Origin of the sequence: Streptomyces sp. NPDC088157 (assembly GCF_044741545.1) — a bacterium.
Lineage (GTDB): Bacteria > Actinomycetota > Actinomycetes > Streptomycetales > Streptomycetaceae > Streptomyces.
This window is the reverse complement of the sequence record NZ_JBIUSU010000018.1, coordinates 27,878-39,596: the sequence shown is the minus strand read 5'-3', so window position 1 is coordinate 39,596 and position 11,719 is coordinate 27,878. Positions and strand designations below refer to the sequence as shown.

General features: G+C 67.3%; 15 protein-coding genes. 5 read left to right on the top strand and 10 right to left on the bottom strand.

Annotation, left to right across the window (positions count from 1 at the left end; genetic code table 11):
* Window positions 1–73 precede the first annotated feature (73 nt).
* The 5 genes from ACIPFH_RS42130 (at window position 74) to ACIPFH_RS42110 (ending at window position 4,139) form a co-directional block, all read left to right on the top strand.
* On the top strand, window positions 74–592 hold the full coding sequence (locus ACIPFH_RS42130; protein ID WP_401835265.1) for a hypothetical protein: 519 nt from the start codon (window positions 74–76) through the stop codon (window positions 590–592).
* Window positions 592–2,856: a DUF6571 family protein gene (locus ACIPFH_RS42125; protein WP_401835263.1), complete on the top strand. Its 2,265-nt coding sequence runs from the start codon at window positions 592–594 to the stop codon at window positions 2,854–2,856. The genes ACIPFH_RS42130 and ACIPFH_RS42125 overlap by 1 nt, the downstream gene beginning before the upstream one ends.
* A gap of 68 nt (window positions 2,857–2,924) precedes the next feature.
* Window positions 2,925–3,473: a hypothetical protein gene (locus tag ACIPFH_RS42120; RefSeq protein WP_401835261.1), complete on the top strand. Its 549-nt coding sequence runs from the start codon at window positions 2,925–2,927 to the stop codon at window positions 3,471–3,473.
* Between the two features lie 38 nt (window positions 3,474–3,511).
* On the top strand, window positions 3,512–3,727 hold the full coding sequence (locus tag ACIPFH_RS42115; protein ID WP_401835259.1) for a hypothetical protein: 216 nt from the start codon (window positions 3,512–3,514) through the stop codon (window positions 3,725–3,727).
* A gap of 238 nt (window positions 3,728–3,965) precedes the next feature.
* The gene (locus tag ACIPFH_RS42110) at window positions 3,966–4,139 is read left to right on the top strand and encodes a GntR family transcriptional regulator (protein WP_401835290.1); all 174 of its coding nucleotides are present in this window, start codon (window positions 3,966–3,968) and stop codon (window positions 4,137–4,139) included.
* A gap of 90 nt (window positions 4,140–4,229) precedes the next feature.
* Here the strand turns inward: ACIPFH_RS42110 and ACIPFH_RS42105 are convergent, their stop codons facing one another.
* The 10 genes from ACIPFH_RS42105 to ACIPFH_RS42060 all read right to left on the bottom strand — a co-directional run bounded on the left by ACIPFH_RS42105 (window position 4,230) and on the right by ACIPFH_RS42060 (window position 11,677).
* Window positions 4,230–4,535, bottom strand: coding sequence for a WXG100 family type VII secretion target (locus ACIPFH_RS42105; RefSeq protein WP_401835257.1), 306 nt, complete (start codon window positions 4,533–4,535; stop codon window positions 4,230–4,232).
* 48 nt (window positions 4,536–4,583) lie between these two features.
* On the bottom strand, window positions 4,584–4,922 hold the full coding sequence (locus ACIPFH_RS42100; RefSeq protein WP_356255877.1) for a WXG100 family type VII secretion target: 339 nt from the start codon (window positions 4,920–4,922) through the stop codon (window positions 4,584–4,586).
* A 48-nt stretch (window positions 4,923–4,970) separates the two neighbouring features.
* Window positions 4,971–6,149 (bottom strand): S8 family serine peptidase, encoded by a 1,179-nt coding sequence (locus ACIPFH_RS42095; RefSeq protein WP_401835254.1) that lies wholly within the window; start codon window positions 6,147–6,149, stop codon window positions 4,971–4,973.
* A 124-nt stretch (window positions 6,150–6,273) separates the two neighbouring features.
* Window positions 6,274–7,983 carry a WXG100 family type VII secretion target gene (locus ACIPFH_RS42090; RefSeq protein WP_401835251.1) on the bottom strand — a complete coding sequence of 570 codons (1,710 nt, stop codon included), beginning with the start codon at window positions 7,981–7,983 and terminating at the stop codon, window positions 6,274–6,276.
* Window positions 7,983–8,366: a hypothetical protein gene (locus ACIPFH_RS42085; RefSeq protein ID WP_401835249.1), complete on the bottom strand. Its 384-nt coding sequence runs from the start codon at window positions 8,364–8,366 to the stop codon at window positions 7,983–7,985. Before ACIPFH_RS42085 ends, ACIPFH_RS42090 begins: the two co-directional genes overlap by 1 nt.
* A gap of 213 nt (window positions 8,367–8,579) precedes the next feature.
* Complete coding sequence (locus tag ACIPFH_RS42080; RefSeq protein ID WP_401835247.1) at window positions 8,580–9,116, bottom strand: hypothetical protein; 537 nt, start codon at window positions 9,114–9,116, stop codon at window positions 8,580–8,582.
* A complete protein-coding gene (locus ACIPFH_RS42075) occupies window positions 9,094–10,368 on the bottom strand; it encodes a hypothetical protein (RefSeq protein ID WP_401835246.1) in 1,275 nt (424 codons plus the stop codon). The genes ACIPFH_RS42080 and ACIPFH_RS42075 overlap by 23 nt, the downstream gene beginning before the upstream one ends.
* Window positions 10,368–10,670, bottom strand: coding sequence for a DUF6317 family protein (locus ACIPFH_RS42070; RefSeq protein ID WP_401835244.1), 303 nt, complete (start codon window positions 10,668–10,670; stop codon window positions 10,368–10,370). Before ACIPFH_RS42070 ends, ACIPFH_RS42075 begins: the two co-directional genes overlap by 1 nt.
* On the bottom strand, window positions 10,670–11,197 hold the full coding sequence (locus ACIPFH_RS42065) for an SAV_915 family protein (protein ID WP_401835242.1): 528 nt from the start codon (window positions 11,195–11,197) through the stop codon (window positions 10,670–10,672). The genes ACIPFH_RS42070 and ACIPFH_RS42065 overlap by 1 nt, the downstream gene beginning before the upstream one ends.
* Before the next feature lie 78 nt (window positions 11,198–11,275).
* Window positions 11,276–11,677 carry a hypothetical protein gene (locus ACIPFH_RS42060; protein WP_401835239.1) on the bottom strand — a complete coding sequence of 134 codons (402 nt, stop codon included), beginning with the start codon at window positions 11,675–11,677 and terminating at the stop codon, window positions 11,276–11,278.
* Window positions 11,678–11,719: the final 42 nt, after the last annotated feature.

Sequence of the window (11,719 nt, the reverse complement as noted above, 5' to 3'; positions counted from 1 at the left end):
CTGTTGGTGGCTGACGGGACGCGCCCGCTCGAGCCGCTGCAGCTTCACGGGGACACTGGGAAGGGGTTCACGCATGGCGTGGGACGAGTGGGAGCAGCTCAAAGCCGGGGCGGTCTCGGGTGCCGCCCCCCACATGCGGCTGAACCAGCTGGATCCCGGCAGCGGTCCCGTACGCCCCGCGCCGGACCCCGGCCAGTACGGCGAGCTGAGGGCCAACCAAGGCGATCTCGCGAAGATCGGCACCAACGCGTTCAAGCTCTACAACGACCTCTGGGACAAGGGCCGCAGGGCGGTGCCCACCAGCGAGAGCGCCGCCGGCACCCTCAGCAAGGGCGGTTTCGCCCTGGGCGGCGCACTCCAGCACGTCGCCCTGCGCTGGGACGAGCAGTTGGGTTCCCTCAGGGACGCCTGCGCGCACATCTCGAACCACATGACCGTCACGAAGAAGCTGCACGCCCGCGACGACCACTACATCCGCAGTCAGATGAGCAGCATCGACCTGCTGGACGCGGGCTTCGACGAACGCGTCGGCGAGCCGGGCAAGCACAACCCGGTGTATGGCGAGAAGGACGACAAGGAGGGCAAGAGCTGATGGATCTCGACGCCCTTCGGAACACCGACCTGAGCCTGCTGGACGACGCCGTCGAAGACTGGTCGACGATGGTGAGCGATCTGGAGACGCTGATGGACGCGGCCGAGAAGGGTCTGCGCGGGGCCGCGAACCAGGCGAGCTGGGCCGGCTACAACGCCACCGTCTCCAAGGAGTTCATCGGCAGGACGGCCGGCGAGTTCACGGACGCGCACAGCCAGGCCTCGTCCATCCACAAGATCCTCCAGGACACCCGGGACGAGCTGAAGAAGTACAGGGGGCAGCTCAACGACGCCATCGAGCGTGGCCGCCAGCAGAACCTGACGGTCATCGGCTACGAGGGCGGGTTCACGGTCACGACGAACGTCCCGCCGGAGGGCCGCGCCCAGCAGAACCAGGACAACAAGTCCGAAATCGTCGCTCTACGGGATGAAATTCAGGCAATTCTGAATCAGGCCACTACGAGCGACACCTCGGCCAACACCGTCCTCATGGCGATCGCCGACCAGAGCAAACTGGGCTTCTCGGACGTCGACTACGCCGACCGGGACTCCGCGGCCAAGGCACTCAAGGAGGCCGACGAACTGGCGGACCTCGCGAAGCAGAAGCCCGAGGACCTGTCTGTCGAGGAGTTCGACCGGCTCAACAAGGGGCTCAGGGAATACGCCGACGACGAACTGTTCGCGGAACGCTTCGCCACGCGCCTGGGCCCGCAGGGAACTCTCGACTTCTGGACCGGCATCAACGACCCGCACAGCGCCTGGAAGATCGGACAGCAGCGGGTCGACCAGTACGACGACCTGCAGAAGAACCTCGGTCTCACACTCGCCACGGCTTCGCAGAGCGACAACGCCGACATGACCCGGTGGAAGTCCACGATGATCGACCTGGTCGACAAACCGGTCGGCCGCAACGGCGGCTTTCCTCTCGGCGGGCAGGTCATGACCAACCTCATGCGGTGGGGTGACTTCGACGACCGGTTCCTCGTCGACTACGGCGACAAGCTGATCGAGACGGAGAAGAAGTTCACGGGCAACGGCCGTCACGGCGCCTGGCAGCGGACGGGAGCGGACCCCCTCCTCAACCGCACGGGCACCGACTCCGGCTGGGACCCGATGACCGGCTACCTCAAAGCCCTCTCCAACAGCCCGGACGCGGCCACGGAGTTCTTCAACGACACCTTCGTCACCAAGGACGAGGACCACGACTTCAAGGACGACAAGGGCAAGCGGGAGTCGCTGACCAACTTCGACTACCTCTTCGAAGAGCGCGACTGGCCACAGGACCAGGACGACAAGGCCGAGGACAGCGTCGCCGGGCGGAACAACCTGGCTCTCGCGCTGGAGGCGGCTACCACGGGGCACCCGGCGGGAGAGATGCCGACAACGGACACGCCTCCACACACCGCGGAGCAGGCGAAGCTGATGCAGAGCCTGGTGTCGTCCGTCTCGGAACAGCCGTCACGCATCACCGACAACGGCTACATGGGCGACAGCATCGGTCAGATCGCCTCGGAATACCTTCCGGACATCAACCGGGCCATGACCGACGACTCCGACGGCGACACTGACCGGCTCTTCCCGATCGCCGGCACCGAGGCAAACTTCGAACACCGTGACGTGACACGGTTCCTGTTCACTGTCGGACAGAACCCCGAGGGATACGCCGCCGTGGAGGTGGGCCAAAAGGCCTACATGGGCAATCTGATGGAGTACCACCTCGACCCTCACCTCCCGGCGAACGAGCGTTATGCCAACGATCCCCAGTTCGTCGTCGAACAGATCGCGAGCGGGTCGGGCGAAGTATCGGGAACGCTCGCTCAAGGCCGCGCCGAAGTCGTCGCCCACGAGGGCGAAGAAAAGGACAAGGCCTACGAGCACTCCGTGGCCCAGTGGAAGAACGTGATCTCCGGGACGGTCGGGACCGTCACCGGTGTGGGAACAACCTTCATCGTCAGCCCGGCCGGGGGTGCGGCAGCCGGTGGTATCGCAGGCACCGCGACCAGCGTGATTCTGGAAGAGCTCTTCAAGGACGCGGAAGGAAAGGCCAAGGGCGACGCCGGTCCTCTCATGGGCAAGTACTGGGAGAGCGGCCTCGACAGCAACAACGGCTACACCGAGAAGGCGGCAGAGGCCGCGGCGAAGAACGCCAGCAGGACTGATCTCCCGGACGTCGGAGAATGGGCCCGCGTCGGCGCAGAGCGCGGATTCAAGGACTCGGGGACGAACGTCACCGCGATGGCTCCCGATCTCAAGACGGACGTCTGATGCGGTACCCCGGCCGCGCCGGTCGCACGCCCGCACAGGGATCCGCCCGTCCAGAGAGGTCCTTGACCTTGAAGTACGCATCGCTCACGCTCTCAACAACGCTTCGACGCCTTGTCATCCTGACGGTATCGCTCACTGCCGCAACCGCCTTGTCCGGATGCTCGAGCGGCGAGGAGAGGGAGTATTCCCTTCCACAGTCCTTGTGCGGGGTGTCCGTGGACCCTGATTCTCTGGCACCGTTCCTGCCGCCCGGAGAAAAGGTTTCCACCCGGAAGACCACACCCAACGGTGGAACCCAGCGCTGCAACGTGAGCGTCGACGGTGAACTCGCTCTTGTGGCAGGCCGATTGTGGTGGGAGAAGAAAGGAAGCGTAGTCGACGTCGCCGCCGTGCACGCTCAGGTCAACGAGGGAGACGTGATCACTGGCGACGACTTCCTCTATTCGGGGACCGGCGCGGTGGGGAAGGTCGTGGGGTGCACGGATCCGTCTCACCCGGACCAGGCTCTCTTCACCGTTGTTCAGGTCTTCGCCTCCGGTCGGGAGAGCTCGTCCACGATGAAACGTCTTATCACTCAATACACCGGGCAAGTACAGCAGGGGAGTGACTGTACCTGACCTCGATCTCGGCTCAAATCGATCCCGAGGGAGGAGTGATGACGGACGAGGAAATCATCAGGAAATTCGACGGACGGGGCCGCGTGCATGTGCAGTTTCCCCACGCCACGAGTGCCGAGCGCTGTCGCCGCATGATGGCGATCGCCCACGTACTCGGCTACAAGCCGCTGTTCACCGGCACTCTCGGCCGTGGGGAGTCCCCCGTTTCTACGAACGCGACGACGCTCCTGGCTCCCGCCGCCGCGCCGAGTTGACCATCGAACGACTGCGGGCGGGGGCCCGGTGCTGCCGGAGAGGGACGAGGCTCTGCCCCCGCCGCCGCCACCGCCGCCCCTGCCGGGCCCGCCGCCCCCATCCCGGCAGCGGTTCCAGGTACCCGAGGGCCCGCCTCCGCCACGATCCGTCGTGGGCCCGCCCCGGCCCCGGGTTCCGCCCAGGCCAGCGATCCCCCCACCACCCCCTCATCCTCAGGCCCCTTCCTCGGAAGGCTAGATTCCGGTTGGCCGACGTATCCCTTCTCGCCACGAGCTCGAGCAGGAGACGGGCGGAACAGTCAGCCGCCGAACCATCAAGTCCGCCATCGAGGCACTGCAGGCCGAGGGAAGCGTTCAAGGGGTCCAAGGCAAGGGGGTGTTCGTCATCGCCGTGCCCGCCCATACGTCCTAGGACGACAAGGCCGACGACTGACGGGCAGAGCACACCACAGGGTGGGCACCTCCCGTGCGTGCCCACCCTGGCGTTGCGGAGTACGTGCTGCTACATGAAGTAGCTGGCACCCTTCAGGTCGCCGCCGCGGTAGTCACCGCCGGCGCCGTGGACCTGGTGCGAGATCTGGAGCAGCGCCGCGTGGATGCCACGGGCGTGCCTGTTCCACTCCTCGCTCTTGCTCTGGAACTGCTGGAACGCCTCGCCGCCCCAGCCCGAGGACACATTGAGCACGGCCTGGCGCAGCGCCTCGAGGTCCTCCTCGAGCTTTTTGGCCTGGTCACCGAGCTCGGTGGCGAGCGCGTCCATGGTGCCGTAGGTGACGGCGAGTTCCTCGTAATGTGCTCCGGAAGACATTTCCCCTCGTTTCTCTGAAGACTTCAGCCGGACTTGCCGGATCGATGGTCAGTAGCTGTTGAGCGCTGAAGTCTTTCCACCGAGATCGTCGACCGAGATCTTGTTCATGTCGGCCGTGATCTGGTCTTCGAGGTTCTGCTTGTCGGTCTTCGTCATGTGGATGCCCTCGAGGAAGTCGTCGAGCATCTTGCCGATCGCGACCATATGGCCGTTGATCTCCGTCTGCTTGGTGTTGAACGCGTTGGCACCCTGGCCCGTCCACGCCCTCTCGATCATGTCGATCGTGCCCTGCAGCTTCGCGAGGGAGCCACGGATGTTGTCGTAACGATCGACGACTTCCTTCTGGAGCTTCTGTACATCGCCGTCGTTTAGCTTGCGGTCGACCATTTCGGCACTCCTTTTCGCTTTCGTGAGCTGTGGTTCGTCATGTCTGGGTCATGTGGCTCGCCGGGATCGGAGCACGGCGAAAGCGCCGCCCCCGATCACCAGGACGGCTGCCGCGGCTCCGAGCGCGACCCACATCGTGGTGTTGTCGGAGGTGTCCGAGGTTGATGCTGCCGCCGAGGTCTGGCCGCCTGCGGTGGCCTTCGGGGGCTGGGGCGACGTCGATGCCGACCCGGAGGGCGAGTTGCCCGCCGCGTCCGTGACGCCCGTCGCGTTCTCCCTGGCGAGCGGGTCGGTGTTGGCCGCGCCCGGATTGAAGTTGCTTTGCTCCAGCACCATGCGGGGGCGGATCAGTCCGTAGCCGAGGTACGTGCTCGGGTCGTCCTTCGCCCAGTCACGTCCGGCGGTGTCGATCAGGCTGGCGAGGACCTGGTTCGCGGTCCACTCGGGGTGGGCGGACCAGACGAGGGCGGCGGAGGCGGAAGCGATGGCTGTGGCGATACTCGTTCCCTCACCGTCGCAGTACGAGCGAAATTTCTCGTCACACCAGGTGGGTACGTCGAGCCCCGGGGCAGCCAAGTCTACGTAGTTGCCGTGTTCCGAGAACTTTGCGACCTTTCCGGACTCGTCAGAAGCGGCAACGCCGACTACATAAGGGTAGGCAGCGGGGTATCCAATGAAGTTCTTTTCTTCTGCGCCGTTACCCGTACCGGCAACCAATAGCTTTCCCTTGGACTGGGCGTACTTGATCGCAGCTTCCACCTCGGGATAGGCCACGTCGATGGTGAAGGACATACTGATGATCTTCACGTCACTGTCGGCGACAGCCTTGATCACCGCCGCCTCATCCGGCGCCTTCTCCTTATCGGCCTTGTCCGTCAGGCCTTTGAGCGCAATCCGGTATGGAACGACCTTCGCGCCTGGGGCAAGGCCTTTCAGCCCGCCTCCTGCACCAGTGCCGGCGATGAGTTCCGCCATGCTCGTCCCGTGGCCCAGGTAGTCGTCAGTCGCTTTGTAGGCAAGAGCTTTCGGTACCTCGCCAGCGAGCACCTGCCCCTTGAGCGACGGCGTGTTGGGATTGACTCCCGAATCGACCACGGCAACCTTGACGCCCTTGCCGGTACTCACCTTCCACATCTCGTCGGCCTTCATCGCCGACAGGTACCACTGCTGGGACTGGACGTCGGCGGCTGCCGCGCTCGGAGCCAGGCCAGCCGACAGCACGGCCAAGGCGCCGAGCGCTGAGCAGACGGCGGAAAACCGTCTCCCATTCCGTCCCGCGAAAGGCGCGCTCCACCCGCCACGTCGGCTGATTCCTGCCACCATGCCTCTGTCTGTCCTTGCTCTTGTCCGGTCAGTCGGTCGCCGACGCGTCATCGCGCCGCTCGTCACGGCGCGAACGTGTCTCGCTTGAACCCTGGTTGCGCGAAGAACCACGGGCCGCGCCCGGGCCACCGGGAGTGATCCTTTTGTTCCTGCGTCCGGAGACTCGTCCATTCGGCGTTCCGGCCACACCGTCAGAGCTGCCGACGGGGCGGCTAGCCGGCTGCCCCGCACTCTTTCCCGTGGAGTTGGGTTTTCCGATCACCCCACGCTGGCCGGGCTTCTCACCGGTGGCACGCGAGGTGGACCCGCCCTCACCGCCGACGACCGTACCGCGCGGCAACCTGGAACCCTTGGTACCGGAAGCGCCCCCGGTGACAGGTCTCCCGCCGACAACGCCGTCGCCTGTAGGTCCTGCACCGGTACGCCCCGCGCCTGGACGCCCGGGGTTCGTGACGCCCATGCCGGTGACGGAACCACGTGGGACACCGCCAGTACGTCCTGCCGTCTGCCCGCCGACCTTCGGTACTCCGCCGACCACACCTCGCCCCATCGGACCAGTGGTGCGGCCGCCTGTCTGCCCCGAGCCGGAGGTACGTCCCACCGGGCCCATGGGGCCGGTTCCCGTACGCCCTGCGGGGATGCGACCCGTCACGCCGCCGACCCTGCCCTGCGCCGAAGGTGGGGTCTTGGCTCCAGGCGTGCCGCCGAACTTGGATGTGCGCCCGGCCGGCCCCCGCAAGGCAGGGGGCACTCCGACGGGAGAGAAGGGAGGAGCCGTACCCACCGGATTGACGGTGGGGCCTGTCACCGAAGGCGATGTGACGGTCGGCGGCGTCACGGGTTGCTGCGGCGGCAACGTGCCGACGCTGTCGATCTCCGTACCGACGTGCTGTTCCGGCGATGTGACCGAGTGTTCCACGTTCTCGTGAGGCAACTGTTGGTCCGAACGCGCCCGAACCACTCCCGTATCGGCCGAGCTTCGGTGCGTGCCCGCAGAATCCTGCAGGGTCGAGAGTGAATCCTGGCCGTTTCTCGGCTCGATGGGGTCACGAACCGATGGATCCGGCGCCGGCACCCCCACCCTCGGCATCTCCGGAAACACCGGCTCCTCCGCCAGTTCCATCATCCCGCTGGACACCGTGTAGAACGACGCCAGCCGGTACATCTGGTTGATCGCCTCTTGGCGGTCCTTCTCGGCCTTGACCGCCGCCGTGTACTCCGCGTTGCCCTCGACCCGCTGAGGCGTCGGGATGTCGTCGACCTTCTTGGGGGCGAGGCGGTTGTCGCGCGGGGGCATGGACTTGCGGACGGAGGCGAGGCCGGCGCTTGCCGCCAGGACCTGGGTGCCCACCTCGTCGGTGTAGCCGGCGAGCGCGAGGGCGGTGGTGGTGAGGTTCATGCCCCAGGTGTAGAAGGCGGTGTGGGCCTCGCCCTCCCAGTCGACGTCGCCCAGGTTGCGGCTGAGCTCGTTGGCGGCGTCGTTGATGGCGTCCCGGGCGTCGACGAGGGCCGTGGCCGCGGTCTCCAGGGTCTCCGGGTTCGCCGACTCGACGATGTCGATCATCGCGTTGAGGTCGTAGCCCTCGAAGCTGGTCTTGCCGAAGCCGCCAGGACTGCTGAGGGACCCAGGGCTGATCACCACGGCCTTGTTCACCGCGTCGTCCACGCCGGTGTTCTGCTGGGCGGCTTCCTGGCGTTCCGTCTGGTAGTGGTCCGACTTGTTCTTGTGGTCGGCCATCAGTACCCCGCGTCGGTGTGGTCGGCGTCGTTGGTCCGCTCGGTCTGCTTGTTCAGCGCCTCTTCACGGTCCCGGTTGACCTCGGTCCGGATCTCGTGGAACCGGTACCGGAGGTCCTCTTCGAGGTTGTCGAAGGTGACGTCCACGCCGTGCACGGCGATCTGCATGGCCTCCAACTGGAGCCCGAGGGACTTGGAGAGAGTCGTGATGCGTTCGTGGACGCGCTCGTACTGGAGGTGGAGTGCCTTTGCCTCCGGGAACTGCCCCGCTCCGAACGTGCCCTCCGGCAGACTGTGCCCCCCGACCTTCGCCGAGCCGCCCGCGGATTTCTCGAAGGCCGTGAGCAGGTCGTCCACCCGTTTTTTGAACGTCGACAGGGCCATATAACCGCGCCGTACGTCGGCGGAGCCCCCGCCCATGTCCGCAGGAATCACGACAGCCACTCTCCCCGTTTCCCGCCGCCCGTCCTGGGCGGCACCGCCCGCGCCTTTCACGTGTTCATGACCGCAACGCAACCACTCTAATGACTCCCTCTGACAGCCCCAACTGCCTTATGCAACAACCCTGCCACTGCCGAGACGCAAGCGGCACATTCCTCACGTTCGGGACGTTTTCTCCTGCATCCAGCGACGCGCCCCGACTTCGCTCGGGTACTCGCGGACCGTGAGCCAGGCGGTCAGCCAGCCGACTAGGTACGCGGCGAAGGCCGGCATGAGGGGTGCGGCGAGGAGCACCAGGCCGCGGCCGGCGGCGACCCGGCCGGGGGCGCGTCTGTCGTGGTCGCGTTTGGCCCGGAGGGTCTGCTCGGGGGTGGGCGGGTTCAGGAGGGCTTCGTGGTGGCTGCGGCGCTGCTTGGTCCAGCCCCGGACCAGAGCCACGCAGGACGCCCCGGCCTGGACCCAATTCGCGACGGTGCGCGCGGTCGGCGTCCACTCGCTGGTGAACCCCCGGTAGAGGCCGAGTGCGAAGAAGCAGACCATGGCCATCACCACGAGGAGGAAGACGGTTGTGCGGGCGCGGCACAGCCAGTAGAGCGCCCCGCGCGTGTACCAGGTCGTACCGAGCTTCGGCAGCGCCGGGACACGGAGGGGTGTTTCGCGGGCGGCAGCCTCAGAAGATGCTCGTGACGCCATGCCAGATGTCCTTCCCGAGGCGTACGACGTCGCCCCCCGTCTCCGTGGCGACGTCTCCGGCACCGTGCAGCGCTCCGCCGACCACTCCGTGGTCGTGGATGTCCTCGCTCCAGTGCTCGTGGAAGGTGTGGTCGAGGACGTCCGTCGCGAGGATCACCGAGCCGACGCCGACCACGGCGACCGCTGCGGCGCCCTCGACCGGCAGGGCGGCCACCACGGCCGCGCCGACGGCCAGGCCGCCGAGCGCGATACCGCCGTCGACGACCACCGCGTGCTGCCAGGACCAGCCCTTGTCGTGGTCGTCCTTCGCCTCCACCAGCCCGCAGGCGGCGGCCGCCGCCACGTCCAGCACCGGGATCTCCCGCAGGAACTCCGGTAGTTCGGCCACGCCTTTGCCCAGGCGCAGCGCGTCCGCCGCGTCGGCCAGTTTGACGTTGAGGGCCCGGTCGTAGGGAAGGGCGGTACTGCCGTGGTCGGCGCGGGCGATGGCGTCCTCGAGGGAGTCGACCTGGGTGAGCGCGTCGCGGTAGGCACCCTTGGCGGGGAGGTCGTCGGGCAGTCTGCGGCCCGCTTTCTGGAACGCCTTGCGCTCGGCGCGCAGTTCCTTCTTGGCGGAACGTTCCTCGGCCTTCGCGCCGTCGATCAGTTCGCGGGCCTCCTTGCCACCGGCCCGGGCGTCCTCCGCGTCGTAGGCGTACAGGCCGCGCAGGGCGTCGGCGATGGTGATCTTGTCACCGGTCGAGACCGGCGCCGTCACCTGCGCGTACAGGCCCCGCAGTCCGTCCGCGGCGACCAGCCGTGCGTGCTGGGCGGTGTGCAGGATCTCGTCGCGCGCCTTGCCGTACTCGCCGAGCGCGGCAATTGTCTTCTGGTCGTCGGCGCTGGGCGGGTCGGCGGTGAGGATGTCCAGCGGGACGCCCCTCTCCCCCATCGGCACGCCGTTGGCCGTGGCGACGTGCTCGGCGTTCTGGAGCGCCGTCTCGCAGGTGGAGAGGGCGCCGACGAGCGTGTCGAGGATGTCTCCCGCGCTGTGCACGAGGGCCGCGAAGGCGCCCGCGGCGAGCGCGTCCTCGCTCCAGGCGGCGCGGAAGGTCTCGGCCGCCTCGCCCTTCCAGCTCGTGTCACCGACCAGCCGTTCGACGGCCTGCCCGAGCGGGTGGACGACCTCCTCCAGCTTCCGCTTGGCGTTCTTGTACGTGTCGGCCATCGTGCGCAGTCCGCCGATGTCGCCGCCGACCCAGCTGTCGCCCATCAGCCGTCCCCCGCCATCAGGTCCTCGAACAGTCCGTGGACGTCGATGTCGTGCCGCTGGAAGGAGTCGCGGGCGTGGGTCACCTTGTCGCCGTGGTCGTCGAGGCGGTCGGCGAAGCCGATGTGCAGGGCGACGACGAGGTCCGCGATCTCCTTGACGGCGTGGTCGAGCCCCGCGTCACCGCCGTCGACGACGGGCGGGGCCACGTCGGCGTGCAGCTTGCGGTAGTTGACGGCCTCGTCGTGGAAGGTCCGGGACATGGCGGTGAGGTCGCTCAGCACCGCTTTGAAGTCGACCGCCATCAGTGGGCCTCCCGGGCGTAGGCCGCCAGGTCGGCCGGCTGCCAGTTGTCCGGTCCGGGCGCGATACACGGGTCGACGTGGACCGTGACGCCCTGCTCCCCCACGCCCTCGGCCAGCGGGCCGAGCGAGGTCGCGACCCACGGCTGCGCCTCACCCAGGGCGGCCACGAGTCCGTCCAGGGCGGTGAAGGCCAGGGCCACGGTCCCGTCGGCGGGGTGCTCGAAGAGTTCGTAGGTGATCAGGGGGATCAGGGTGGGGGCGCCGGAAGGATCCGGGATGGCGACGTGGCGCGGGTGGGCCGGGACGAACACCGGGGTGTGGTAGGCGGGGACGCCGGGTCGGGGGCCGGATGGCTCGGGCGGTGCCACCTCGGCGGGCGCGACGGTTTCGACGTACTCCAGCAGGCGGGACCTGCGGGGCGTCGACGGGGACGCCGGGGCCTCGGCCGGGCCAACGGGCGGTTCCGTCCCGGCACAGCCGGCATGGTCGACATAGTCGAGAAGGCGCGAACGGATCGGTATGCCCACCGCCGTCTCCTGTTCCCCGTGGCCCCGCGGATGATGTGGCGGCACCACCGTAGCCAGGGAACTTCCGGGCAAGTCAGGCTATTTCAGGTTGGCCGGGCAGGAGCATGCGGAACCCATACGGGTGTTTGGCCGGGGCGCGGTCAGCGCTTGACCGTGGGATGACCGGCGCGGCGCGTTCCGACGGAGGAGCGGGGTAGCACGGTGGATCGCATCAGCGGAATGACCAGACCATCCCGACTTCCGTCTCGGAAACCAGCACCAAGCCGAAGTCGTAGGTGCGCACGGATTGTCCACCGTGCGCCAACCGCGGGCGTCGCGGGTGTCGCGGGTGTCGCGGGTGTCGCGGGTGTCGCCGCGCATCAGGGTGGACAGGTCGAGCACCCAGTTCTCGTGCTCCCTGTTCGTCACCTTGGCAGTGGTCGCCCGACGCTCGTACATGTCGATCGCATCGGACCACGAACGCTCGTCGAGTTCGACCATGGCTGTCTCCTCACTCATCGCTCCCAGGCTCGGCGAGCCGAC